This window comes from Amycolatopsis sp. lyj-112 (assembly GCF_046549055.1).
Taxonomy (GTDB): Bacteria; Actinomycetota; Actinomycetes; order Mycobacteriales; family Pseudonocardiaceae; genus Amycolatopsis.
On the sequence record NZ_JAJPWS010000001.1, the window covers coordinates 648,282 to 673,271 of the forward strand.

23 protein-coding genes are annotated in these 24,990 nt (G+C 71.1%); 13 read left to right on the top strand and 10 right to left on the bottom strand.

Going from position 1 to position 24,990, the window contains the following annotated elements:
- Positions 1-585 precede the first annotated feature (585 nt).
- The 8 genes from ACLJRL_RS03115 to ACLJRL_RS03150 are packed head-to-tail and all read left to right on the top strand — an operon-like array spanning position 586 to position 11,022.
- A complete protein-coding gene (locus ACLJRL_RS03115) occupies positions 586-2,109 on the top strand; it encodes a UDP-N-acetylmuramoyl-L-alanyl-D-glutamate--2,6-diaminopimelate ligase (protein ID WP_410655142.1) in 1,524 nt (507 codons plus the stop codon).
- On the top strand, positions 2,106-3,638 hold the full coding sequence (locus ACLJRL_RS03120; protein WP_410654441.1) for a UDP-N-acetylmuramoyl-tripeptide--D-alanyl-D-alanine ligase: 1,533 nt from the start codon (positions 2,106-2,108) through the stop codon (positions 3,636-3,638). Before ACLJRL_RS03115 ends, ACLJRL_RS03120 begins: the two co-directional genes overlap by 4 nt.
- Positions 3,635-4,720, top strand: coding sequence for a phospho-N-acetylmuramoyl-pentapeptide-transferase (gene mraY / locus ACLJRL_RS03125; protein ID WP_410654442.1), 1,086 nt, complete (start codon positions 3,635-3,637; stop codon positions 4,718-4,720). Before ACLJRL_RS03120 ends, mraY begins: the two co-directional genes overlap by 4 nt.
- Positions 4,721-4,723: 3 nt before the next feature.
- A complete protein-coding gene (gene murD / locus ACLJRL_RS03130; protein ID WP_410654443.1) occupies positions 4,724-6,142 on the top strand; it encodes a UDP-N-acetylmuramoyl-L-alanine--D-glutamate ligase in 1,419 nt (472 codons plus the stop codon).
- The gene (gene ftsW, locus ACLJRL_RS03135) at positions 6,129-7,616 is read left to right on the top strand and encodes a putative lipid II flippase FtsW (RefSeq protein ID WP_410654444.1); all 1,488 of its coding nucleotides are present in this window, start codon (positions 6,129-6,131) and stop codon (positions 7,614-7,616) included. Before murD ends, ftsW begins: the two co-directional genes overlap by 14 nt.
- Positions 7,613-8,740: an undecaprenyldiphospho-muramoylpentapeptide beta-N-acetylglucosaminyltransferase gene (gene murG / locus ACLJRL_RS03140; RefSeq protein WP_410654445.1), complete on the top strand. Its 1,128-nt coding sequence runs from the start codon at positions 7,613-7,615 to the stop codon at positions 8,738-8,740. The genes ftsW and murG overlap by 4 nt, the downstream gene beginning before the upstream one ends.
- Complete coding sequence (murC, locus tag ACLJRL_RS03145; protein ID WP_410654446.1) at positions 8,730-10,178, top strand: UDP-N-acetylmuramate--L-alanine ligase; 1,449 nt, start codon at positions 8,730-8,732, stop codon at positions 10,176-10,178. Before murG ends, murC begins: the two co-directional genes overlap by 11 nt.
- A 25-nt stretch (positions 10,179-10,203) precedes the next feature.
- The gene (locus ACLJRL_RS03150; RefSeq protein ID WP_410654447.1) at positions 10,204-11,022 is read left to right on the top strand and encodes a cell division protein FtsQ/DivIB; all 819 of its coding nucleotides are present in this window, start codon (positions 10,204-10,206) and stop codon (positions 11,020-11,022) included.
- A gap of 35 nt (positions 11,023-11,057) precedes the next feature.
- Here the strand turns inward: ACLJRL_RS03150 and ACLJRL_RS03155 are convergent, their stop codons facing one another.
- Entirely contained in the window at positions 11,058-11,804 is a 747-nt protein-coding gene (locus tag ACLJRL_RS03155; protein ID WP_410654448.1) for a TetR/AcrR family transcriptional regulator, read from the bottom strand.
- Between the two features lie 95 nt (positions 11,805-11,899).
- Here ACLJRL_RS03155 and ACLJRL_RS03160 point away from each other — a divergent pair, with 95 nt between their 5' ends.
- On the top strand, positions 11,900-12,733 hold the full coding sequence (locus tag ACLJRL_RS03160; RefSeq protein ID WP_410654449.1) for an NAD(P)H-binding protein: 834 nt from the start codon (positions 11,900-11,902) through the stop codon (positions 12,731-12,733).
- Positions 12,734-12,737: 4 nt separating this feature from the next.
- On the opposite strand, the gene ACLJRL_RS03165 is transcribed toward ACLJRL_RS03160, so the two are convergent.
- Together ACLJRL_RS03165 and ACLJRL_RS03170 are read right to left on the bottom strand one after the other, a co-directional pair.
- Positions 12,738-13,538 carry a hypothetical protein gene (locus ACLJRL_RS03165; protein ID WP_410654450.1) on the bottom strand — a complete coding sequence of 267 codons (801 nt, stop codon included), beginning with the start codon at positions 13,536-13,538 and terminating at the stop codon, positions 12,738-12,740.
- Positions 13,539-13,668: 130 nt separating this feature from the next.
- The gene (locus tag ACLJRL_RS03170; protein WP_410654451.1) at positions 13,669-15,726 is read right to left on the bottom strand and encodes a PASTA domain-containing protein; all 2,058 of its coding nucleotides are present in this window, start codon (positions 15,724-15,726) and stop codon (positions 13,669-13,671) included.
- Positions 15,727-15,910: 184 nt separating this feature from the next.
- Here ACLJRL_RS03170 and ACLJRL_RS03175 point away from each other — a divergent pair, with 184 nt between their 5' ends.
- Positions 15,911-16,279, top strand: a complete 369-nt coding sequence (locus tag ACLJRL_RS03175; protein ID WP_410654452.1) for an Rv2175c family DNA-binding protein — start codon at positions 15,911-15,913, stop codon at positions 16,277-16,279.
- Here the strand turns inward: ACLJRL_RS03175 and ACLJRL_RS03180 are convergent.
- Complete coding sequence (locus ACLJRL_RS03180; protein WP_410654453.1) at positions 16,248-17,426, bottom strand: MFS transporter; 1,179 nt, start codon at positions 17,424-17,426, stop codon at positions 16,248-16,250. The genes ACLJRL_RS03175 and ACLJRL_RS03180 overlap by 32 nt on opposite strands.
- Positions 17,427-17,448: 22 nt before the next feature.
- Here ACLJRL_RS03180 and ACLJRL_RS03185 point away from each other — a divergent pair, with 22 nt between their 5' ends.
- Positions 17,449-17,997, top strand: a complete 549-nt coding sequence (locus ACLJRL_RS03185; RefSeq protein ID WP_410654454.1) for a CGNR zinc finger domain-containing protein — start codon at positions 17,449-17,451, stop codon at positions 17,995-17,997.
- Positions 17,998-18,261: 264 nt separating this feature from the next.
- Here the strand turns inward: ACLJRL_RS03185 and ACLJRL_RS03190 are convergent, their stop codons facing one another.
- The 5 genes from ACLJRL_RS03190 to ACLJRL_RS03210 form a co-directional block, all read right to left on the bottom strand.
- On the bottom strand, positions 18,262-19,047 hold the full coding sequence (locus tag ACLJRL_RS03190; protein WP_410654455.1) for an LLM class F420-dependent oxidoreductase: 786 nt from the start codon (positions 19,045-19,047) through the stop codon (positions 18,262-18,264).
- The gene (locus ACLJRL_RS03195) at positions 19,047-19,973 is read right to left on the bottom strand and encodes a phytoene/squalene synthase family protein (RefSeq protein WP_410654456.1); all 927 of its coding nucleotides are present in this window, start codon (positions 19,971-19,973) and stop codon (positions 19,047-19,049) included. The genes ACLJRL_RS03190 and ACLJRL_RS03195 overlap by 1 nt, the downstream gene beginning before the upstream one ends.
- On the bottom strand, positions 19,970-21,445 hold the full coding sequence (gene crtI / locus ACLJRL_RS03200; protein ID WP_410654457.1) for a phytoene desaturase family protein: 1,476 nt from the start codon (positions 21,443-21,445) through the stop codon (positions 19,970-19,972). Before crtI ends, ACLJRL_RS03195 begins: the two co-directional genes overlap by 4 nt.
- A complete protein-coding gene (locus tag ACLJRL_RS03205; protein WP_410654458.1) occupies positions 21,445-22,536 on the bottom strand; it encodes a polyprenyl synthetase family protein in 1,092 nt (363 codons plus the stop codon). The genes crtI and ACLJRL_RS03205 overlap by 1 nt, the downstream gene beginning before the upstream one ends.
- Before the next feature lie 140 nt (positions 22,537-22,676).
- Positions 22,677-23,231 (bottom strand): CGNR zinc finger domain-containing protein, encoded by a 555-nt coding sequence (locus ACLJRL_RS03210; RefSeq protein ID WP_410654459.1) that lies wholly within the window; start codon positions 23,229-23,231, stop codon positions 22,677-22,679.
- 48 nt (positions 23,232-23,279) lie between these two features.
- On the opposite strand from ACLJRL_RS03210, the gene ACLJRL_RS03215 reads away from it, so the two are divergent.
- The gene (locus ACLJRL_RS03215; RefSeq protein WP_410654460.1) at positions 23,280-23,948 is read left to right on the top strand and encodes an AzlC family ABC transporter permease; all 669 of its coding nucleotides are present in this window, start codon (positions 23,280-23,282) and stop codon (positions 23,946-23,948) included.
- On the top strand, positions 23,945-24,250 hold the full coding sequence (locus ACLJRL_RS03220) for an AzlD domain-containing protein (protein ID WP_410654461.1): 306 nt from the start codon (positions 23,945-23,947) through the stop codon (positions 24,248-24,250). The genes ACLJRL_RS03215 and ACLJRL_RS03220 overlap by 4 nt, the downstream gene beginning before the upstream one ends.
- Here ACLJRL_RS03220 and merB read toward each other — a convergent pair.
- Positions 24,247-24,924 (bottom strand): organomercurial lyase, encoded by a 678-nt coding sequence (merB, locus tag ACLJRL_RS03225; RefSeq protein ID WP_410654462.1) that lies wholly within the window; start codon positions 24,922-24,924, stop codon positions 24,247-24,249. The two genes, ACLJRL_RS03220 and merB, sit on opposite strands and share 4 nt — an antisense overlap.
- Between the last annotated feature and the right edge of the window lie 66 nt (positions 24,925-24,990).

Sequence of the window (24,990 nt, forward strand, 5' to 3'; positions counted from 1 at the left end):
GCGACCGGACGGACGACACCTGTGACTGGACGGACGACACGCCCGCGGCCGGATTCCACCCCGTGGCGTCCATCTGAACACGCTCGCCGTCCGTCTGGACACGCGTGTCGTCCGTCCAGTCACGCGAAACCGCCCGGCCGGCAGAACCCGCCAACGTCAGGCAAGCGGGATCACAAACCCGCCCGACGTGAGTACGTAAAACACCAAGGGCCCTAACGACCCGAATCCCTCACGACCCCTGAAACCGCGGCTGGTCGCTGTCCGTGAACGGATCCGTGCCCTCGGCACTGTCCGAAGACTTGGCCCGCTCGCGCGCTCAGTCCTCAAGCGACGGTCGGAAGTCCTTGCATGCCAACGAGAGCTCCTGACACTCATTACCACGAGCGTGATCGTCGCGCTTACACCCCGCACCGCTTCCGTCACCCGAATGCCGCGCCGGTAACCTCCATGGCTGTGTCGGTGCCTACTTCTGATCCCCGCAGCGGTCCCGCCGTCGAAAGCGGGTCCGGCGCGACGGCTGCCCGGGTCCCGGACAGTCCGGTCAAGGCCGTGGCCGCGCCCCCTCGTCCGGCCAGGATCGAGCCGATGCCGCTGGGCACGCTGCTCGCCAGGGCGGGCGCCCGGCTCGTGGTGGGTGGCGGCGACGACTACCCGGCCGCGGCCGAGCTGACGGTCACGGGCAGCACGCTGCGCGCCCAGCACGTCCTGCCTGGCGACCTCTTCGCCGCGCTGCCCGGCGCCCGCGCCCACGGCGCGGACTTCAGCGACCAGGCCATCGCCGCCGGCGCGGCCGCCGTGCTCACCGACGAGGCCGGGGCCGAGCGCCCGGTGCTGCGGGACGCCGGCGTGCCGATCCTCGTGCATCCGGACCCCCGCGCCGCCCTCGGCGAGATCGCGGCCTGGATCTACGGCGAGCCGTCGCTGAACCTGTCCGTCCTGGGGATCACCGGCACCGCGGGCAAGACCACGACGTCGTACCTGGTCGACGCCGGGCTCAAGGCGGCCGGGCTCACCACCGGGCTGATCGGCACGGTCGAGACCCGGATCGCGGGCGAGCGGCTGGCCAGCGGGTTCACCACCCCCGAGGCGCCGGATCTGCAGGCGCTGTTCGCGGTGATGGTGGAGCAGGGCGTCACGCACGTCCCGATGGAGGTCTCCAGCCACGCGCTGTCGCTGGGCCGGGTCAACGGCACCCGCTTCGCGGTCGGGGCCTTCACCAACCTCTCCCAGGACCACCTGGACTTCCACAAGGACATGGAGGAGTACTTCGCCGCCAAGTCGCTGCTGTTCGACGGCCGCTCCACCGCCGAGGTGGTCGTCGTCGACAGCGCCTGGGGCCAGGCGTTGCTCACCCCGCACACGGTGACCGTGTCCACCGAGCCGGGCGCGGAGGCGCACGGTGTGGAGGCTCAGTGGCGCGCCACCGACCTGGTGCCGACGGCGGCGGGGGAGCAGACGTTCACCCTCCACGGCCCCGACGGCCTCGCGGCTTCGGCGAAGATCCCGCTGCCGGGTGAGTTCAACGTGGCGAACGCGGTACTCGCGGCGGCGATCCTGAACACCGCCGGGGTGCCGCTGGAGGCCATCGTCGCCGGGCTCGCCACGGTCGAGGTGCCCGGCCGGATGGAGCGCGTCTACCTGGGCCAGCCGTTCACCGCGGTCGTGGACTACGCGCACAAGCCGGCCGCGGTCGCGCAGGGGCTCGACGCGCTGCGTGCCCGCACCGAGGGCCGGATCATCACCGTCCTCGGCTGCGGAGGCGACCGTGACACCGCGAAGCGCCCGGTGATGGGCGAGGCGGCGGTCCGGCGCAGCGAGGTGCTGATCGTGACCGACGACAACCCGCGGTCGGAGGACCCGGCCGCGATCAGGGCGGCGATGCTGGCCGGTGCCCGCAACGCCGGCCCGGCCCAGGGCGGGGAGATCCTCGAGATCGCCGATCGCCGCGAGGCCATCGTCCACGCCGTCGAGCTCGCCCAGCCCGGCGACATCGTGTTCATCGCGGGCAAGGGCCACGAGACCGGCCAGGAGGTCCAGGGCGTGGTGCACCCCTTCTCCGACCGGGACGAGCTGGCTTCGGCCATCCGCAGAAGTCTGGAGACAGTGTGATCGTGCTCAGCCTGGCCGAGATCGCCGAAATCGTCGGCGGCAGGCTGCACCGGACCGACGGCACCGCCGAGGTCACCGGAAGCGTCGAATTCGACACCCGTGAGATCACGCCCGGCGGACTGTTCGTGGCGCTGCCCGGGCAGAAGGTCGACGGCCACGACTTCGCCGTGAAGGCGGTCGAGTCCGGCGCCGTCGCGGTGCTCGCGGCCCGTGAGGTCGACGCCCCGGCCGTGATCGTGCCGCCGCTGGACGCCGGGATCGCGCACGAGCGCTCGGTCGCGCTGACCGGCGATACCGACGGCTCCGGGGCCGCGGTGCTGGCCGCGATGGCCAAGCTCGCCCGGCACGTCGTCGACAAGCTGTCCGGGGACCACCTGACCGTCGTCGGCATCACCGGTTCCTCGGGCAAGACCTCCACCAAGGACGTCATCGCCCAGCTGCTGGAGCCGCTCGGCCCGACCGTCGCCCCGCCGGGATCGTTCAACAACGAGCTGGGCCACCCCTGGACGGCGCTGCGGTCCGACGACGGGACCCGGCACCTGGTGCTGGAGCTGTCCGCCCGCGGACCGGGCCACATCGCCGAGCTGGCGGCCATCGCGCCGCCGCGGATCGGGGTGGTGCTCAACGTCGGCACCGCGCACGTCGGCGAGTTCGGCTCGCGAGACGGCATCGCCAAGACCAAGGGCGAGCTCGTCGAGGCACTGCCGAGCGCCGAGAACGGCGGCATCGCCGTCCTGAACATCGACGACCCGCTGGTCGCCGCCATGGCGAGCCGCACGACGGCGCGTGTGGTCGGCGTCGGCGAGAGCGCGTCGGCGCAGGTCCGGGCCGTGGACATCACCCTCGACGACGAGGCGAGGCCGTCGTTCCGCCTGGTCACCCCGGCCGGCGAAGCGCACGTGAAGCTGCCTCTCTACGGCGAGCACCACGTCGGCAACGCGCTTTCGGCCGCCGCGGTGGCGCTGGAACTGGGTTCGACGCCCGAGGAGATCGCGGCGCGGCTCTCGGGCCTCGAGCGGCGTTCCGCACGCCGCATGGAGGTCGTCACCCGCCCTGACGGCGTCACCGTCCTCAACGACTCGTTCAACGCCAACCCCGAGTCGGTGCGGGCCGCCCTCAAGGCGCTCGCGTCGATGAGCACGCAGCGCCGGTCCTGGGCCGTGCTCGGCTTGATGGGCGAGCTCGGCGAAGACGCCGTCGAGGCACACGACAGCATCGGCAGGCTCGTCGTCCGGCTCAACATCGACAAGCTCGTGGTCGTCGGCCAGGACGCCGCGGCCATGCACCAGGGTGCCCTCCAGGAGGGTTCCTGGGGCGAGGAGTCGGTACTGGTACCCGACTTCGAAGCCGCCGTCGCACTACTGCATGATCAGCTCCGCGCAGGAGACGTCGTGCTGGTCAAGGCGTCCAAGGCCGTCGCGCTGTGGCGGGTGGCCGAGGCCCTGCTCGCCTCCCCTGAAACGAACATCGCTCCCTCTGCTGTACCCCCTTCCCCCTCTCAAGAACGCTCGAACGGTGGTGACGCGTGATCAGCATCCTGATCGCGGCCGCGGCGGGTCTGCTGGTCTCCATCCTCCTCACTCCTTATCTGATCCGGGTCTTCTCCCGGAAGGGCTTCGGCCAGGAGATCCGGGAGGAAGGGCCGCAGGGCCACAAATCCAAGCGCGGTACCCCGACGATGGGTGGTGTCGCGATCATCGTCGCGATGGTCGTCGGGTATTTCGTGGCACATCTGATCAGCTCGCTCAACGGTGGCAACGGCACCGGGGGCCCGACGGCCTCGGGTCTGCTGGTGCTGTTCCTGGCGGTGAGCCTCGGGATCGTCGGTTTCCTCGACGACTTCATCAAGATCCGCAAGCAGCGCAACCTCGGCCTGAACAAGACCGCGAAACTGGTCGGCCAGCTGGTGGTCACGATCGTCTTCGCGATCCTGGCGCTGCAGTTCGCCGACGAACGCGGGCTGACCCCGGCGTCGGAGAGCCTGTCCTACGTGCGGGACCTCGCGCTGATCACCTTCCCGTCGGTGTTCTTCGTGATCTTCTGCTACGTCGTCATCTCCGGCTGGTCGAACGCGGTGAACTTCACCGACGGCCTCGACGGTCTCGCCGGCGGCACCGCGGCGATGGTGCTGGCGACCTACGTCGTCATCGCCTTCTGGCAGACCCGCCTCTCCTGCGCGGTGACTCCGCAGGCCGCCTGTTACGACGTCCGTGACCCGCTGGACCTGGCCGTGGTGGCCGCCGCGGCGACCGGCGCCTGCGTCGGGTTCCTCTGGTGGAACGCGGCCCCGGCGAAGATTTTCATGGGCGACACCGGTTCGCTGGCCCTCGGTGGCCTGGTCGCCGGGCTCTCGATCACCACCCGCACCGAACTGCTCGCCATCGTCATCGGCGGTCTGTTCATGGTCGAGATGATCTCGGTGGTCGCGCAGATCGCGGTCTTCCGCACGACCCGGCGACGGCTGTTCCGGATGGCCCCGTTCCATCACCACTTCGAACTGGCGGGCTGGGCGGAGACCACGGTCATCATCCGGTTCTGGCTGCTCTCGGCCGTCTGCTGCATGTTCGGGCTCGGGCTGTTCTACAGCGAGCAACTCGGCCTCGGGGGTTAGAAGGTGCAGCTGGCCGGTCGCCACGTCCTCGTCGCCGGTGCCGGGGTCACCGGCAAGTCCGTCGTCCCCGTCCTGCGGGAGCTGGGCGCCCGGGTCACCGTCACCGACGGCAACGCCGAGCGGCTGGCGGAGCTGGAGGGTCAGCTCGGTCGAAACCATGGCGCCGAACTGACGCCGGGCCTGGCCGAGCCACCCGAAGGTGTCGAGCTGGTCGTGACCAGCCCCGGCTGGCGGCCGACGTCGCCGCTGCTGGTGGCGGCGGCCGAGGCGGGTATCGAGGTGATCGGCGACGTCGAACTGGCGTGGCGGGTCGGGCAGCTGCGCGACAAGCCGCCGGTGTGGCTCGCGATCACCGGGACCAACGGCAAGACCACCACGGTCGGGATGCTGGAGTCGATCCTGCGCGCGGCCGGTGTCGACGCCGTGGCCTGCGGAAACGTCGGCTTCGCGGTGCTGGACGCGGTCCAGGCCGGGCATGAGGTGCTCGCCGTGGAGCTGTCGAGCTTCCAGCTGCACTGGTCGTCCACGCTGGCTCCGCTCGCCTCGGTGGTGCTGAACCTGGCCGAGGACCACATCGACTGGCACGGCTCGATGGACGAGTACGCGGCCGCGAAGGGGCGCGTCCACGCCCATTCGCGCACCGTCGTGCACAACGCCCACGACGAGTGGTCCGGCAGGCTCGCGGACGAACACGCCCCGGCCGACGCCCGCCGTGTCGCCTTCGGCCTGGACACCCCGCGCCCCGGCGAACTCGGCATCGTGGAGGACCTGCTGGTCGACCGCGCCTTCGTGGCCGATCCGGCGACCAGCGCCGACGAACTCGGGACACTGGCCGACGTCCGGCCCGCCGGCCCCCACAACGTCTCCAACGCGCTCGCCGCGGCCGCGCTGGCCCGCGCGTACGGCGTCCGCGGCGAGGACGTCGCCAAGGGTCTACGCGAGTATCAGCCCGCTCCGCACCGGGCCGAGGAGATCGCCGAGATCGGCGGCGTCCGGTACGTCAACGACTCCAAGGCGACCAACCCGCACGCGGCGGGCGGTTCGCTGCGCGCGCATCTGAACGTCGTCTGGATCGCCGGTGGCCAGCTCAAGGGCGCCTCGGTGGAGGAACTCGTCGGTTCGATCGCGGGCAGGCTGCGCGGAGTCGTGCTGCTCGGGGTCGATTCGCCGGTGATCGCCGCCGCCGTTGCGCGACACGCGCCGGATGTCCCGGTCAACAGCCTCCCTCCGGGTGACGATGAACCCATGACTGCGGCGGTGAAGGCGGCCAGCGCCCTGGCGCGGCCCGGAGATGTTGTGCTGCTGGCCCCCGCCGCGGCGTCGTTGGACATGTTCCGCAACTACGGCGAGCGCGGCGACGCGTTCGCGCGTGCGGTCCGTGTCCTGCGCGACGGTGCGGGGGAGACCAGTGACGGCGGTTGAGGAGAGAAAGCGGCAGCCGCCCGAGCGGCGGCCCCGCAAGGGACGTGAGCGCAAGGAAAGCGCGTTCGTCACCTTCCGTACCGCGCTGACGGCGTGGCTTTCCCGGCCACTCGCCTCGTTCCACCTGGTCCTGGCGCTCACCGGCGTGCTGACCGCGATCGGCGTCGTGATGGTGCTCTCCGCGTCCTCGGTCGCCTCGTACAACCCGAAGACCGGCGCCGGCGTGTACGCGCAGTTCAGCAAGCACATCATGTTCGTCGCGATCGGCACGGTGGTGTTCTGGATCGGGCTGCGGATCCCGCTGGAACGCGTCCGGCGGCTTTCGGCGACCATGACCGTCGTCTGTCTCGGCCTGCTCATGCTGGTGCTGACCCCGCTCGGGTCCACCCTCAACGGCTCGCAGGGCTGGTTCATGCTCGGCGGGTTCGCCTTCCAGCCGGTCGAGGCCGCCAAGCTCGCGCTCGCCTTCTGGGGCGCGCACATCCTGGTGATCAAGTACAACATCATCAACCAGTGGCGGCACCTGCTCGTCCCGGTCGTGCCGATCGCGCTGCTGATGTTCGCGCTGGTCATGATGCAGCCCGACCTCGGCGGCACGATCACGCTCGCGGTGGTGCTGCTGGCCCTGCTGTGGTTCGCGGGAGCGCCGAAACGGCTGTTCGGCGTGATCCTCGCCGGCGGGCTCGTCGGCGTGCTGGTGCTGGCCATCATCGAGCCGTACCGGCTGAAGCGGGTCCTGTCGTTCGTCTCCGGCGACCCGGACACCAGCGCCGACGGCTTCCAGGCCAACCAGGCGAAACTCGCGCTCGCCGACGGCGGGATGTTCGGCAAGGGACTCGGCCAGGGCCAGTCCAACTGGGGCTATCTGCCGAACGTGCAGAACGACTTCATCTTCGCCCTGATCGGCGAGGAACTCGGCTTCATCGGCTGCGTGGTGGTGCTGGCGCTGTTCGCCGGGGTCGCCATCGTCGGCCTGCGGATCGCCGCCCGCAACCTCGACCCGTGGATCCGCATCGTCTCCGGCACGCTGACCGTCTTCCTGGTCGCGCAGGCGGGAATCAACATCGGCTACGTCGTCGGCCTGCTCCCGGTCACCGGCGTCACGCTGCCGCTGATCTCCTACGGCGGCACGTCGCTGGTGATCACCATGCTCATCATGGGGATCCTCGCCAACGCCGCCCGGCACGAACCGGAGGCGGTGGCCGCACTGCGTTCGCAGGGTCCGGGTAAATTCGGACGCCTGCTGAGGCTTCCCGCCCCCGATCCGTACCGCCCGCCCGCCAAACGCAAGGGCACCGCGGCCCGGGGCGGCACCGCCAAGGCGGCGAGGCCCGCGCCGAGGACGGCCAGGCCTTCGCCCGCCCAGGAACGGCGCCGCTCGGTGCGGGAGCCCGGCAGGAGGACGGCCGCGCGAACGGCGGCGAACCGCGGTACCGCGAAACGGGGTACCGCAAACCGGAGAGGTCATAGGTGAGTAACCCCGTTAAGGGTGCGGACAGATCCGTCGCAGGCAAGGCGCCGGTGGTCGTGGTCGCCGGCGGCGGCACCGCAGGACATATCGAACCCGCACTCGCGCTCGCCGACGCGGTGATGCGCCTGCGCCCGGACGCGAAGGTGTTCGCGCTGGGCACCGAGCGCGGGCTGGAGACCAAGCTCGTCCCGGCCCGCGGCTACCCGCTGGAGCTCATCCCGCCGGTGCCGATGCCGCGTAAGCCGACGCCTGAGCTGCTGAAGCTGCCGCTGAAGGTCCGCGACTCGGTCAAGCGCACCCGTGAGGTCCTGGAGCGGGTCGGCGCGGATGTCGTCGTCGGGTTCGGCGGTTACGTCGCGCTTCCCGCGTACCTCGCCGCGCGTGGCCGTACGCCGATCGTGGTGCACGAGGCCAACAAGTCGCCGGGCCTGGCGAACAAGGTCGGCGCGCGCTTCGCCACGCGGGTCGCCGTCGCCGTCCCGGGGACGCCGCTGGCCAAAGCCGAGGTCGTCGGCATCCCGCTGCGCCGGTCCATCACCTCGCTCGACCGGGCCGCGCTGCGAGCCGAGGCGCGCGAGTTCTTCGGCCTCGACCCGGACGCCCCGACGCTGCTGGTCTTCGGCGGATCGCAGGGCGCGCAGTCGATCAACGGCGCGGTCTCCGGCGCGGCCAAGGAGTTCGCGGACGCCGGCATCGGTGTCCTGCACGCCCACGGCCCGAAGAACACCCTGGTGGTCCAGGAGTTCCCGGGTAAACCCGCCTACGTCCCGGTGCCGTACCTGGAGCGCATGGACCTGGCCTACGCCGCCGCCGACGCGGTGCTGTGCCGCTCCGGCGCGATGACCGCCGCCGAGGTCTCGGCCGTGGGCCTGCCCGCGGTGTTCGTCCCGCTGCCGCACGGCAACGGCGAGCAGGCGGTCAACGCCCAGCCCGCGGTCGACGCGGGTGCCGCGCTGATGGTGGCCGACGCCGACCTCACCGCCGCCAAGGTCGCCGAACTGGTGATCCCGCTGGTCGCGGACGCGGACCGGATCACCAAGATGAGTGCGGCCGCGGTCGGCCTCGGCCACCGTGAGGCCGACGAGACCCTCGCCAAGATCGTGCTGGAGGCAGCCGGTGTCCGATAACCTTCCCGACACGCTCAGGCGTGCCCACCTGATCGGGATCGGCGGCGCCGGGATGAGCGGTATCGCCCGGATCCTGCTGGCCCGCGGGGTCCAGGTCTCCGGTTCGGACGCCAAGGACTCGCGCGCGTTCCTTTCGCTGCGTGCCCAGGGCGCCGTGATCGCCGTCGGCCAGCGCGCCGAGAACCTCGACGCCTTCCCCGAGGGCCCGTCCTCGGTGATCGTGTCGACCGCGATCAAGGAGACCAACCCCGAACTGGCGGCCGCGCGGAAACGCGGGATCACCGTGCTGCACCGCGCGCAGGCGCTCGCCGGGCTGATGGTGGGCCACCGTGTCGCGTGCATCGCCGGGACACACGGCAAGACGTCGACGACGTCGATGCTGACCGTCGCGCTGATGCACTGCCACCTCGACCCGTCGTTCGCCATCGGCGGCGACCTCAACGAGTCGGGCGCGAACGCGCACCACGGCGAAGGCGGCGTCTTCGTCGCCGAGGCCGATGAGAGCGACGGCTCGTTCCTGGCCTACTCGCCGTCGGTCGCCGTGGTGACCAACGTCGAGCCGGACCACCTCGACCACCACGGCACGGCCGAGGCGTACGTCTCGGTGTTCACCGACTTCCTGGACCGGATCGAACCGGGCGGGCTGCTCGTGGTCTGCGGGGACGACGAGGGCGCCGACAAGCTCGGCACGCAGGCGGAGGAACGCGGCATCCGCGTCCACCGCTACGGCCGTTCGGTCACCGGCGCGGACGACGCGAAGATCCTGGACTACAGCCCCGCTCCCGAAGGTGGCATCGTCCGGGTTTCTTTGCAGGGCAGTGTCTTCTCCAGCCCCCTGGCGGGGGCCCACCCCCGCCGCGAAATCAACCTCCGCGTCGCGGTGCCGGGCGAGCACATGGCACTGAACGCGCTCGCCGCGTTGCTGGCCGGGATCGAGCTGGGCGCCCCGATCGAAGGCCTCGCCGAAGGGCTCGCCGCGTTCGGCGGCGTCCGGCGGCGCTTCGAGTTCAAGGGCCGCTCCGGCGACGTCCGGGTGTACGACGACTACGCGCATCACCCGACCGAGGTCGACGCGCAGTTGCGCGCGGTGCGCACCGCGGCGGGCTCGGGCCGGGTCATCGTGGTCTTCCAGCCGCATCTGTACTCGCGCACGAAGGTGTTCTCGACGGAGTTCGCGGCCGCGCTGTCGCTGGCCGACGAGGTCGTCGTGCTGGACGTCTTCGGCGCTCGTGAAGAGCCCGAGCCCGGCGTGAGCGGTGCGCTCATCGCCGACCAGATCTCCGGCCCCGTCGTGCACTATCAGCCGGCGTTCGACGTCGCCGCGAAACTCGCGGCGGACCTGGCGAAACCGGGCGACCTGCTGGTGACCATGGGCGCCGGCGACGTCACCCAGCTCGGCCCGGAGATCCTGGCCGAACTGGACCGGCGGGCCGGCTAGCCATGACATCGGCGGGCGGGCAGCCATGACACAGACCGGGGAACGCCGCCGGCCGGCCGAACCCGGTCGGCGGGCGAGCGCCGAACGGGCCAGGGCCCGGCGCGGCAGGCGGTCCGAATACGACCGCCGCCGCACCGCCCGGCCCGGACGGACCGCGCGCACCGGCCGGAACAAGGAGATGCGGCGGCGCTGGGTCGCGCTGCTCTCGGTGCTGACCGCCGTCGCCCTCGTCTACCTGCTGTGGTTCAGCTCGATGCTGGGCGTGCAGCAGGTCGACGTCGTCGGGTCCCATTCGGTGCCCGCCGACCAGGTCCGCGCCGCGGCGGCGGTACCGGACCAGAAACCGATGCTGCGGCTGGACACCGACGAGATCCGCGACCGGGTGGCGCAGATGCCCGGGATCGCCACCGTCGACGTCTCCCGGTCCTGGCCGAACACGCTCGAGATCACCGTGACCGAACGGGCCGCCATCGCCTTCTTCGACAGCGGTCCCGGCGGCGACGGGGTCCACCTCGTCGACGGCGGGGGAGTGGTGTTCAAGACGGTCAAGGAACGGCCCGCCGGGCTGCCCGAACTGAAGCTGCCGTCGGTCTCGGCCGACGACCCGGTGACCCGCGCGGTGACCGGCGTCCTCGGCGTGATCCCGCAGCAGTTGCTGCAGCAGGTCACCACGGCGTCGGCGAAGACCCCCGCCAGCGTGGAGTTCGCGCTGGCCGATGGGAAGACCGTGCGCTGGGGGACCGCCGCCGACACCGAACGCAAGGCGAAGGTCCTCGCCGCGCTCCTCACCCGCGAGGGCAAGGTCTTCGACGTCTCGGCCCCGGACCTGCCCACCGTCTCCTGACGCGTTTCGTCCTACCGCAACTAGAGGACGAAACGCTAGCTGACGAGGGCTTCGATGCCGTCCAGCATGCGTTCCAGTCCGAAGACGAAGGCCTCGTCGACGGCTTCGCAGGTATCGACGTCGTAGCCGCCGCTCTCCCACATGCGCGTCATCGCCGGATGCCGGTCGACGTCGAAGTACTTCTCCCAGAACACCGAACGCTGCCCCCACCAGGCGTCGGTCGACTGCCCGGTCTGCTGCTCGACCTGCGCGGTCTCGGCGGTCAGGGCCGCGTTGGCCTGGACGTAGACCTCGATACCGTTCGCCGCCGCGGCCGCCTTGCGCGGCGCCAGCCCGATATCCGACACCGTCGCGATCAGGTACTCCTGGCCCGCCATCAGACCGGGGCCGAGCACCGGCCGGACCATCGACATCCCCTGGATCCAAGGATGCCGCCGGAACACGGTCAGGGTGCGGTCGGCGTAGAGCCGCACCTGCTCGCGCCAGCCGTCGGGCAGGGGGTCGCCGGGGCCGGGGAGGTCTCGTTCGGCGAGGACGGAGTCCACCATCAGGTCGAGCAGTTCCGCCTTGCCGGGCACGTAGGTGTAGAGCGTCATGGTGCCGACGCCGAGTTCCTTGGCGATCTGGCTCATCGACCCGGTCGCCTGCCCCTCGGCGTCGGCGAGGGCGACGGCGGTGGCGATCACCTTGTCCAGGGTCAGTTTGGGCTTCCGCCCCCGGGTCGGCTGCGGGGTCTCGCCCTTGTCCCGCCACAACAGATCGAGGCTGCGCTCGAAGTCCATCCACACTCCACTCGGCCGTGAAGCTGGATTCTACATTCTCGTATGGGGTACGGTTAAATCATTCCCGTAGGACGTACGAAAAGGAGTGGGGAATCGTGACGATCCTGGTGACCGGTGCGACCGGCAGTGTCGGCAGGCTGCTTGTCGACGAACTGGTGGCGGCAGGGGCGCCCGTCCGGGCCCTGACCGTCAACCCGGTGAAGGCGGCGCTACCGGAGGGGGTGGAGGTCGCCAAGGGCTACCTGGGCAAGCCCGAGACACTGCCCGAGGCGCTGAAGGGCATCGACACCGTGTACCTGGCGCCGCTGGCGGACACGGTGCACGACTTCACGAAGCTGGCGAAGGAGGCAGGAGTCCGGCGCGTGGTCGCGCTGTCGGGCAGCGAGGCCGACGACCCGCCCGAGAACTCGAGCGGTGTGGAGTACGCGATCATCGAGAAGGCCGTCCGGGAGGCCGGTTTCGTCTGGACCTTCCTGCGGCCGGGGGCGTTCATGAACAACACGCTCGGCTGGGCCGAGATGATCAAGGCCGAAGGAGCCGTCCGCGAGGCGTACGGTGACGCGCGGATCACCCCGATCGACCTCGGGGACATCGCCGCCGTCGCCGCGCATGTCCTGCTCACCGAGGGACACGACGGCAAGAAGTACACGCTGAGCGGGCCGACGGCGGTCAGCCAGAAGGAGCAGGTCGCCGCCATCGGGACCGCGTTGGGCACCGAGGTCCCCTTCCACGAGCTGACCAGGGAAGAGGCCGAGAAGGTCTGGGCCGCCCAGGGGATGCCGGACGAGATCACCCAGTGGCTGCTCGACGGCTTCGCGCTGCTTTCCGAGTACCCCCAGGAGCCGACGGGCGTCGTCCAGGAACTCACCGGACGAGCCGGCGTCAGCTATCCGGAGTGGGCCATGGCGAACGTCGACGCGTTCCGCTGAGAGGTCACTTCGCGCGGCGGGGGATGCGGGTCGGCAGAGGCGCGCCTCGCCGGGGCTGGTCCGCGGCCGTCGCCTGAGGCGGCGCCGTGGCGGGCTGCGGTTGCCTGGACTTCGAGGGTTGCGGCAGCGGCGGCGGGGCCTGCGACTCGCGGGGCCAGGCGGGGGTGATCATCGCCTGCGCCCCGACCCGGCGCGTCGGCAGGCCGTGCGTCTCGCGGGCGGGCAGGCCGGGCCAGATCTCGCCTGCCTCCTTGGCGGCGTCGCGGAGCGCGGTGCCGTCGAGCGAGGTGTGCGTCTCCTCGATGTCCCGGTCGCGCCACTGGACGACGAACTCCAGCGGCCCGGCCGGCGGCAGCGGCCATAGGAAGATCGCGTGGTCGACGTGGAACGACGTACCGCCCAGCCCCTGCGCGCGCAGCACCGGCTGGTCCGGTTTGGACGCCGACGGCACGGAGATCGTCTCCGAACTGGCGCGGCGGCCGTCGGGGAACAGCACCCCGACCAGCAGGGCGTTGTAGTCCGGGACCCGGCGATGGTCGATCAGGCCGTCGCCGGGATCGCCGGGCAGCAGATCCCGCGAGTACACCGACAGCTGGAAGCTGACCGACTCCGGCCACACCTCGATCCCGCGCAGGGCGACGATGGTCCGTTCGGACCGGCCCAGCGGCATCGACCAGGGCAGGATCGCCGGGACGATGTACTCGTGCGGCGAGTCCACCCAGGGGCGGCCGTTGTAGCCGAACAGTTCTTGTTCGGGCACCGGGAACAGGGGGCGGCCGCGCGGGCCGTCGGTGAAGAAGCTCATCGCGGACCGGGTGCGGACGAACGCGGGGCGAACCTGTCCGACATGCCGCTCACGCGGTCAACGACCACCATGCGCAACACGGTATCCGATGAGCATGCCGGTACTGAACGGTTTCACCTCACCTTTTGTGTCACCCGAAGCCCCTGAGCCGGACCTTTGTGCCCTTCGGCACCTTGGTGCCCGGCTGCGGATCCTGCTGCAGGACGAAGTCGAAACCGCCGTTTCCGCCGCCATTGCCGTTGCCGTTTCCGCGACCCTGACGGTCGGGTTCCAATCCCGCCTGCCGCAGGATCTGGAACGCCTCTTCCATCCGCTTGAAGGTCACGTTCGGCACTTCGACGGCGTTCGAAACGAAGACGCCGATCCGGCGATTGCTGGCCTTGCCGCCGCCCTGCGGGTCGGTCCGGGTCACCTGACCGGCGGCGAGCTGCTCGGAGAACTCCTCGCCTGCCTGGAACGGCTGGAAACCCGCCTGCTGGAGGGTGGCGAACGCGGCGTCCTTGGTCTGGCCCGTGACGTCCGGGACCGGCGGGAGCGGTTCGGGGCCCTTCGACAGGATGACCGTGACCTGCCCGCCGATGTTCAGCTGCGAACCGGGGCCCGGGTCGACGCGGACCACCTTGTTCTTGGCGACATCGCTGAATTCGGGCTCGCCCCGGACCGGGGTCAGCTGCGCGGCCTTGATGGCCGTCCCGGCGTCTTCCTCGCTCGTCCCGGCCTGGATGTCCGGCACGATCGGGCGGCCCTTGGACAGCATGACGTTGACCGTGGACCCCGGGGCGAGCGACGTGCCCTCGGCCGGGTCGGTCCGGATCACCGTGTGCTGCGCGGCGGTGTCGCTGTACTCCTCCGAGTAGGCCGGAGTCAGTTTCGCCGTGCGGAGCAGGTCGCCGGCGGCGGCCTGGTTCAGCCCGGCCACCTTCGGCACCGACGCCGAGGACGGCCCGGTGTCGTTGAGGATGAAGGCGAAAGCGCCGATCAGCCCGCCGATGATCACCACCGCGGCCGCGATCATCAGGTACAGGCGTTTGCGCGACTGCGGCGCGTCGTCGTCCTCGGGAGGCTTGGGACGCGGGGGAGGCGTGCGCGGCGGAGGCGCGGCCTGGAAGGGCTGCTGCTCCCGGTGCAGCGCCTGCGTCCCGCGCGGGCCGGTGACCGGCAGGGTCGCGTCCACCGGCGGCCCCAGCACCGTCGTCGCGGAGGCGGGGTCGATCGCCGGGACGGCCGGGATACCCGGGGTGGTGCGCTCGGCGTCGGTCTCGCGGTCGGCGTCGGCGGGCAGCGGCACGGGCACCGGGACCTGCGGAATACCGAGAGCGGTACGCACGTGGGTCAGCTCGGCGAGGAACATCGCGGCGTCGGCCTGGCGCTGCTCGGGGTCGCGCCGGGTGGCCCGCAGGATCAGCTCGTCCAGGGCGGGCGGGAGACCCGGCCGCAGTTCGCTCGGGCGCGGGACGTCGTCGTTCACGTGCCGGTACGCCACCGAGAGGGCGGTGTCGCCGGTGTAGGGCGTGCGCCCGGTGAGCATTTCGTAGAGCAGGATCCCGGCGGAGTAGACGTCGCCGCTGGACGTGGTCGCGCCGGTGGCGACCTGTTCGGGCGAGACGTAGCCGACGGTGCCGAGGATGACGCTCGAACTCGTCGTGCCCGCGCTCGCGAGCGCCCGCACCAGGCCGAAGTCGCCCACCTTGACCACGCCGCCCGAAAGCGCCGTGCCGCCGCGGCCGATGAGCACGTTCTCCGGTTTGACGTCGCGGTGCACCAGCCCGGCGGCGTGCGCCGCGGACAGCGCGGAAAGCACCGGTTCCGCGATGCTCAGCGCGAGCGCGAGGTCCAGGGGACCGCGTTCGGAGAGCAGTTCGCGCAGGGTTCCGCCGTCGACGAGTTCCATCACGAGGAACGCGCGTTCGGACTCCTCCCCGCCGGGGGTGTCGAAGCCCTGGTCGTGCACCGCCACCACGTGGGGGTGGTGCAGCCGGGCCGCTGACCTGGCCTCCCGTTCGAACCGCTCGACGAACGAACGGTCGTCGGCGAACCGGGGGTCCATGATCTTGATGGCGACCTGTCGGTCGAGCCGGGTGTCGAGGCCGCGGTACACCGACGACATCCCGCCGCGTGCGAGCAGCTTGTCCACCCGGTACCGGCCCTCGAGCAGAGTGCCCACCGGGGTGGGGTCCGTGCGTGTCACGGCTATGGATCGTACGGAAGTACCCATGTTTTGTTGTACGGGACCCGATGCCCGGCGGATCACGATTCTCCGCATTTCACAGGATCGGCGGTATGCGTGATCGAGTGGCTACTCACCGTCATGGCAATTCCGTCACCCATGCGCACTCTCGGAGCGGAAGACGCAATGTGGCACAGTGTCACGTGTGAGTGGGATTCCTGTCTCTGACGACATTCTTGACGCAGATGTAGCCGTTCTCCCGCTTTCGGAGGTCGCGGTCGCACTGAACGTCTCGGCCAACAAGGTCCGGCAGATGCTGCGGGACGGCCACCTGATCGCGGTGCGGCGCAAGGGCGACCTGTACGTCCCGGCCGCGTTCCTGGTGAAGGACGGCGTGGTCAAGGGCCTGGCGGGCACCATCACGGTGCTCGCGGACTCCGGCTTCAGCCGGACCGAGATGCTGCGCTGGCTCTTCGGCCAGGACGAGACCCTGCCGGGGAGCACCCCGGTCAACGCGCTCCGCACGAGCCACGGCACCGAGGTCAAGCGCCGCGCGCAGGCGATGGCGTTCTAGTCCGCCCGGACGCCCCGGCCAGTACATACGTCGCAGCGGCCAGGAGCTGAAAGCCCGCGGCGACGATCAGCCCGGCGGTCACGGAGAGTGCGCTGAGCGGCCCGGCGGCCGCGGCGCCAGTCGCGAGACCGGTGATCTTCACGCTCGCCGCCGTCGTGAAAACCTGAGCCCGCACCTCGGCGGGGGCTTCGCGGTGCCGGATGGCGAAGAGCGCGGAAAGCTGCGGTCCTTCGGCGAATCCGGCGATCACTGCAGCCGCCAGCAGCGTCACCACGTCGTGCCCGACGGCCGCGAGCAGAAAACTCGCGCCCAGCAAGACGGTGCTCGCGAGCACCGTCCGGTCCGGCGGAGGCGGCTTACGGGCGAGCACGGCATTGGCGGCCAGGGACGCCGCGGCCAGGACGGTGAGCAGAAGCGCGCCGAAGCCCGGGTTCCCCAGCCGGTGCGCGCCGAGCAGCGGATAGCAGACCACCGCGATCCCGATGCCGACGAAGGACACCGTGGACGTCGCGGTGGCGCGGAGCAGCGTCCGGTTGCGGAACAGGACGCTGAAGCCGTCCGCCAGCTGGCGGCGGAGTGGCTTCGTGGGCTTCACCTCGGCTGCGGGAAGCGTCCACGCGGCCGGGAAGGCCACCGCGACCAGCACGATCGCCACGGCCACCGCGGCCGGAGCGCCGGCGTAGGCGGCCACGAGCCCGGCGAGCCCAGGCCCGGCGAGGCTCGCGGCGGTGAACGTCATCGCGTCCAGCGCGCTCGCCCTCGGCAGCGGTGTGGCGCCGCGGACGTGTGGTAGCTGCGCCGTCCAGCCGCCGGCCAGTGCCGGATTGAGCAGCCCGACCACGACGGCGACCGCGATCGCCGCCGGGAGTTCGACGAGCGCGAGGACGGCGCCGAGTCCGCCCGCGTAGGCGAGCAAGGCCCACGCCAGCAGCCGCCCCGGCCGGGGACTGCGGTCGAGCAGGGCGCCGAGCAGCGGCCCGCCCGCCGCCGCGGAGATCGTCAGGCCCGCGAGCAGGGCGGAACCGGTGGCGGCCGAGCCGTCGACACTGAGACCGAGCAGGAGCAGCGCCGGCCCGGACAGCTCGTCGCCGGTCCGCGCCACCGTGGCACCGGTGAGATAGGCGGCGAGCCTGTAACGGCTTCTCATGAAAAGGACGTTACAGTGGGGTATGACTTCAGCGCAGCGGGATTTCCTGCCCGGCCGGTCCGCGCGGGCGGCGGCGCACCGCGCGGTGGACCTGCTGGAAGCACTGCTCGTCCCGGAGCCGTCGGTTCCGGGTGTCCGTGCGGTGCTGGAGGCCCACGGCGAAACGGACGTTCTCCTGGGGTCCGAGGACGTGGCTTCGTTGCGCGAGGGGGCGGTGGAACTGCGTGAGGTGTTCGCGGCGGAAGACGTCGCGGAGGCGGCGGGGGTACTCAACCGCCTGCTGGCGAAGTACGCGCATCCGCCGCGGCTGACGAGTCACGACGCCGCGTTCGGCTGGCACCTGCACGTGGACGCGGCGGACGACGGGCCGTGGGGCGCGTGGCTGGTGACGTCGTCCGCGCTGGCACTGGCGGTGCTGCTGGCGGACCGTCAGACGCCGCCGGGCGGACTGTGCGCCGCTACGGGGTGCGGGAAGCCCTTCGCGCATCTGGGCGGGGGGAGTCCGCGGCGGTACTGCTCGACGCGGTGCGCCACCCGGGAGCGGGTCGCGGCCCACCGACGACGCTCTTGAGTTAGGTGCCGTCCGCGTTTAGTCCTCTAATGGCGTTTTCCCTCAACCACTGCCACGTCGCGAAAGCCAGGCCCGTACCAGGTCGCGGTGCAGTGGCAGTGACGTCTCGGGCTTGGTGAGGGGAACCTTGAGGGACTCAGAGTCCCTCAAGGAGGCCTTCACGGCCTCGGTCAGCACGCTCGTGAGGTCGGTGCCGATGCTATGAACGGGCCTTTCCTTGCAAATTTTGCAAGGAAAGGCCCGTTCATAGCACGCGAAAGAGGCTCAGCTCTGCTTGTCGCGCCAAGCGATCCAGGAGCGAAGCAGGTCGAAGTCGAAGTCCGGCCCACCGGTGGCGACGGTGAACAGCGAGACGCCCTGCTCCAGCAGCTTCGGGCCCAGCTCGTCGGGCTGCTCCTGGACGGCGACCGAACGCTCGATCTCCTTCGGGTCGCGGCCGACGTCGGCGCAGTGCTGGTCGAGGATCTTGACCTTGCGCTCGACGACCTCCGGGTCGCCGAAGCCGTGCCAGATGTCGGCGTGCTTCGCGACCAGGCGCAGCGTCTTCTTCTCGCCGCCGCCACCGATCAGCACCGGGATGTCGCGGGTCGGCGCCGGGTTGAGCTTCCCGAGCCGGGTCTCGATCCGCGGCAGCGCCTCGGCGAGGTTGTCGAGCCGCCCGCCCGCGGTGCCGAATTCGTAGCCGTACTCGTCATAGTCCTTCTCGAACCAGCCGGAGCCGATGCCGAGGATGAGCCGTCCGTCGGAGATGTGGTCGACGGTGCGCGCCATGTCGGCGAGCAGTTCGGGGTTGCGGTAGCTGTTGCACGTCACCAGCGCGCCGATCTCGACCCGCGACGTGGCCTCCGCCCAGGCACCCAGCATGGTCCAGCACTCGAAGTGCGCACCCTCGGGCTCACCGAAGAGCGGGTAGAAGTGGTCCCAGTTGAACACGATGTCGACACCGAGGTCTTCGGCCTCCGAAGCCGCCCGGCGGATCGCCTTGTACTCGGCGTGCTGCGGCTGCAGCTGGACGCCGATCCGGATCTTCCTGTTCGAAGCAGTGGTCATTACAGCACCTTATGCCTGGAGTTGCTCCACGCGCTCGCCAGCAGTTTCGGGAGGGCGACCGCGGCACGACGGCGGCGCGGGACGACCGCCCGTTCGTTCAGGACGTCGTAATCCTGGGCCACGATCTCGTCGAGAATGCCTTCGTAGAGCACGAGCGCCGTCTGGACGCAGGGCCGGGATTCCTTGCGCAGCAACGGGATCCCCGTCCGCGCCCGGCGGTAGACCGCCCGGTTGCGTGCCACCGCCACGGCGAGCGCGCGCCGCACGCGCCGGTCCGGCAGGCCACGGGCGCGCGACCATGTGAGCAGCTCGCGGTCCACCCCGAACGCGGCCAGCTCGTCGGTGGGCAGGTACAGCCGTCCGCGGTCGAGGTCCTCGCCGATGTCGCGCAGGAAATTGGTCAGCTGGAACGCTTCGCCCAGCGCGGCCGCACTGGGCGCCGCCTCGTGGACCGGTACGACGGTGCCGAGAACGGGCAGCATCTGCAGGCCGATCACCTCGGCCGAGCCGTGGATGTACTCCTTGAGATCGGCGTAGGTCGCGTACTCGGTGACCTTCAGGTCCATCTTCATCGAGTGCAGGAACGCCTCGAACAGATCGCGTTCCAGATCGTGGCGCCGGGCGGTGTCGGTGAGCGCGGCCAAGACCGGTCCGGTGGGCACGCCGCCTTCGAAGACCCTGTCGAGCAGGTTCGAGACCTCGTCCAGCGCGACCGCGGGATCCGTTCCGGGCGCGGGGTCGTCGACCAGGTCGTCCACCATCCGCGCGAAGCCGTACAACGCGTGCGCGAACGGGCGCGCCCGCGACGGCAGCAGCCGGGTCGCGAGGAAGAACGTGCGCCCGTGGTGCGCGTTGATGCGGCGGCACTCGGTGTACGCGGCCCGAAGCGCGGGCTCGGTGACCCCGGCGGCGTCGAGTTCGCTCATCGGCCGGTGACCCGTCCGGCCGCGAGCCTGCCCGAGATCACCACCGGCGGGATGCCGACGCCGGGTGTGGTCCCGCAGCCCGCCAGTACGACGTTTTCCGCCGCTCGCAAGAGATTCCCCGGCCGGAACGGGCCGGTCTGGGCGAAGGTGTGCGCGAGCGAGAACGGTGTGCCCGCGGTGAGCCCGCGTTCCGCCCAGCCCGCCGGCGTGATCATCTCGTCGACGGTGAAGTCGTCCGCGAAACCGGTGAGCCCGCGCTTTTCCAGTGTGCGCACCAGTTCCGCGCGATAGGCGGGTCCGATCCGGTCCCAGTCGATCTTGCCGCGGCGCAGGTTCGGCGCGGGTGCCAGCACCGAGATCACCTGCGCGCCGCCGGAGGCGAGCCCCGGTTCGGTCGCGGTCGGGCGGGTCACCAGCAGCGACGGGTCGCTCATCAGCTTGCCCTCGCGGATGATCTCCGCGAACGTCTTCTCCCACTCCCGGCCGAAGAAGATGGTGTGGTGGCCCAGTTCCGGCCACGACTTCGGCGCGTGTCCGTGCAGCACCACGGCCGAGGGCGAATACCGCAGCGGCAGCGGACGTCGCGGGCGGGCGCCGAGCAGCCGGTAGGCGGTGCCGAGCTCGGTGGCGAGAACCACGGTGTCGCAAGGGATCCGCTCGCCCGAGCGGGTCCGCACCGCGCGCACCCGCGAGGAGACCCTTTCCAGCCACGCGGCTTCGGTGCCGAACCGCAGTTCCGCGCCGGCGCGTTCGGCCGCGGCCGTCATCGCACGTGCGATCGCGCCCATCCCGCCCGACGGGTAGTAGACCCCGCCGACGGTGTCCATGTAGGAGATGACGCCGTACGCGCCGATCGCGCGGGCGGGGTCGAGACCTGCGTAGAGCGCCTGGAAAGAGAACAGGCGGCGCACCCGGTCGTCCCGCAGGAACGAGCCGATCTTCGGGCCGAGCCTGCCGAACCCGCCCAGCGCGGCCAGTTTCGCCAGTTCCGGGCGGGCGAGATCGAGCGGCGAGTCGAAGTTCGCGCCGATGAACCGGTCCTTCTGCACCGCGTACAACTCGGTGAGCCAGCGCCGCAGACGCCGGTAACCGTCGGCTTCGGCCGCTCCGGCGACCGCGCGGATTTCGGCCTCCATCGCCGCCGCTTCGGTGTGCACGGCGATCGTGCTGCCGTCGGCGAACCGGGCGCGGTAGGCCGGGTCGAGCCGGGTCAGCGTCAGGTTGTCCGCCAGGGATTCGCCGACCGCGGCGAACGCCTCGTCGAGCAGTTCCGGCATGGTCAGCACGCTGGCCCCGGTGTCGACGGTGTTGCCGCCGAGATCGGCTTGCCCGGCCCTGCCACCCGGGACCTTGTCCTGTTCCAGCAAGGTCACCCGGCGGCCCGCGCCGAGCAGGTGCAGTGCCGCCGACAACCCGGCGAGTCCGGCACCGATCACCACCACGTGGTCGCTGGGACCGGTGACCGTTCGCATCAGTAGGTCCGCTGGGTCGCCTTGACGACGAGCCCGGTCAGCGCGGCGGGGGCGGGCTCGGCCAGGTGGGCCCGGTCCAGCGCGGCCATCGCCGACTCGGTGAGTTCGTCGATCCGGCGTTCCACCGCGTCGACGGCGCCGATGTCCTGCAGCGCCTCGCGCACGGTCTCGACGGCGTCCTCGGACAGGTGCGCGTCGCCGATGGCGTCGGAGATGACCCGCGCCGCGGCGTCCTTGCCCTGCTCGGCCGCGCGCTGGAGGCCGAGGGCGACCAGCAGCGTCCGCTTGCCCTCGCGCAGGTCGTCGCCGGCCGGCTTGCCGGTGACCGAAGGGTCGCCGAACACGCCGAGCAGGTCGTCCCGCAACTGGAACGCCACGCCGACGTCGTCACCGAACTCGCGCAGCGTCGCGATCAGGGCGTCGTCGGCGCCGCCGAGCGCGGCACCGAGGTGGAGCGGGCGCTGGACGGTGTAGGCCGCCGTCTTGAGCTTGCAGATGTGCAGCGCCGCCTCGGGGGAGGAGTCGCCGGTGGCCTGGGTGCGGACGTCGAGGTACTGCCCGGCCAGCACTTCGGTGCGCATCGCGCGCCACGCCGGCCGCGCCGCGGCGAGGGTGGCGGGCGGCAGCGGGGCCTCGCCGAACATGTCGTCGGCCCAGGCGAGCGCGAGGTCGCCGACCAGGACGGCGGTCGCGAGCCCGAACGTGCTCGGCGAACCCATCCAGCCGCTGTCGGCGTGCAGTTTGGCGCCCGCGATGTGCACCGTCGGTGAGCCGCGGCGCGAATCGGAGGAATCGATCAGGTCGTCGTGGATCAGCGCGCACGCCTGGATCAGCTCCAGGCTCGCCACCGCCTGCAGCACGCCTTCGACGTCCGGCCCGGCCGGATCGCCGCCCGCGCCGCGCCAGCCCCACCACGCGAACGTCGGCCGCAGGCGTTTGCCGCCGCCCAGCACGAACCCGGCCAGCGCGTCGATCCCCGCCCCGACGGTCGGTTCGGTCCGGCGGATTTCGGATCCGGCACGCTCGAGGAACCCGGCCAGTGCCCGCTCGACGTGGGCGGGCAGATCGGCGTCGTAGGCGGACGTGTCCATGCGCACATCTTCCGGGAAGGACACCTCCATGACCCAGTCGGGTGCCGCGGAATGTGGCGAAACAGACGTGGCCGGGCCGGAAACCCGCGTTTGGTCCTCTAGTTGCGGTACTTGCACGCGCAAGGACCGCAACTAGAGGACTAAACGCGGTCGTTCTTTGAGTCATAGTGTCGTTTCGCCCGCGCCCGGTTGCCGCAGTCGGCCGAACTGCACCACCGGCGGGACCGGTTGCGCGTGTGATCGGTGAAGATCCAGCCGCACCCGGGCCCCTCGCACTCCCGGACCCGCGCGAGATCCTCGGACCGCAGCAGGTCCTCGGCCGCCAGCGCGAGCAGATGCGGCAGCGCGGCGTCGCTCTTCAGCGGAACCGTCCATCGCAACGGCAAGGACGGCGCGAGGTCGGCGTGCCGGTATGCCGCGACCAGTGCCTTTCGCAACGGCGTGAGGTCCGGCGGATCCGAGACGAGCACGCGATAGAGGGTCTCGCGGAACGCCTTCACCGTTTCGAGGACGTCTTCGGAGATCTCGAGCCGCTTGTCATCCGCCCCGACCAGAACGACCCACTCGGAGAGCCGTACCGGATCGGAAAGACGGTCGTCCCGCCGCGCCGGGTCGCGACGCCAGGAAACGGTGTTGACCAGGTCCAACGGCACGCTTCCGCCGATGCTCCGGTAGCCGTCCCAGTGGTCGCTCACGAATCCTCCTAATGGTCAAACGTAGTTTAGCTTGTTAGGCTCGGCAGCATGACAACGCACCGGCAGCAGTACCTGGCCGGCGCCCGCGTCGGCCTCGGGCTGGGTGTCGCCACCTTCGTCCTCGGTGTCACCTTCGGCGCCTACAGCCAGTCGCTGAGCTGGGGGATCGTGGCCCCGATCGTCGCTTCGGCCGTGGTGTTCTCCGGCTCGGCCCAGTTCGCGATGGCCACCGCGCTGGCGGGCGGCGGCAACCTCGCCGTCGCGGTCGGCGCGGCCGCCCTGATCAACGCCCGTTTCCTGCCGATGGGCGCCGCGGTCGCCGGGGATCTGCGCGGCGGGCGTCTGCGCCGCGCGTGGGAGGGCCAGGCCGTCGTCGACGGTTCGTGGGTGGCCGCTCACCTCGGCGGCGGCCGCTTCGACCGCGAGAAACTCATCGGCTGCACGCTCGTCCAGCTGCCCGCCTGGGTGCTGGGCACGGTGCTCGGCGTCCTGGCCGCCCCGCCGCCGGACGTCGTCGCGCGCTTCGGCCTCGACGTGGTGTTCCCCGGTTTCTTCCTGATCCTGCTCATCGACGAACTCCGCCGTTCACGCCAGGCGATCTGGACGGCGGCGCTCGCCGCCTTCCTGGCCGGGGTGCTGGTGTTGGTCCTTCCGGTCGGCCTCGCCCTGATCGGCGCGTCGGCCGCCGCCTTGCTGGGCTTGGGGGGACGGCGATGACGCTCTGGTTCGCCATCGCCGCGGTCGCCCTGGTCAGCATCGGGTTCAAGGCGGCGGGCCCGGTCCTGCTCGGCGACCGGAAGATGCCGCCGCGCCTGGCCGGGGTGATCGCCCTGCTCGCGCCCGCGTTGCTGGCCGGACTGGTGCTCACCGACCTGAGCGGCCCGGCCTGGACCGGCGTCGACTGGACACTCTGCGCGGGACTGGCCGCGATCACCGTGACCTCTCTGCTGCGCGTCCCGGTGCTCGCGGCGATCCTCTGCGGGGTCGTCGTCACCGCCGCCTCGCGGTTCTTCTTCTAGCTCCAGAACGGGCCGGAAAGCCCCGTCTGGGTGAAGTACGCGGCCGCGGCCGCCGGTTCGCGGCGCCGGTAACCGTGGTCGAGCCTGCCCTCGTACCAGCCGGCCGCGAGCCGCCACAGGGTCGCCAGATCCAGGACGTAACCCTTGTCCTGCCCCGTTTCCGTCAGCCATCCGTCCACACAGGACTCACCGCAGAACAGCCGCTGGTTGCCGCAGGTGTGCACGACGTCGTCCCACATCCGCGCGGCCGGGACCAGGAAGTGCGCGACCAGATCGGCCTTCGGCGGGGTCCGGTCGTTCACCATCAGGGCCTGCGGTTCGCCACAGCCGCGGCAGCGCGTGGAAACCAGCACCTCGGGTTCGCCCTTGACCAGATGCGGGATCGCGAACGCGTCCCACGCGCAACCGCCCCACCACAGCGTCCGCTCGCCCATCACCGAGAAGCCCAGCGGGATCGCCGCGAACGGAGGGGCCATCGCGACGTGCTCGCGGGCGTCGAGCACCAGGTGCCGCTGCTCCGCGAGCCGGTGCAATGCCTGTTTGGCCACCGCGAGTGACCCGTGGGCGGCGTCGGCCAGCTCGGGCGCCGTCGGCGGCCTCCCGTGTTCGGCGAACGCGCGATAGACCGCGACGCGGACGTCTTCGTCCCAGCTGGTGTCGTTTTCGGCACTCATTTCGGCTCCCTGTGCTCGCCCCCGAGTCTCCCCAGGCGGGCGCGCGTCGGCAACCGCTGGTGGAGG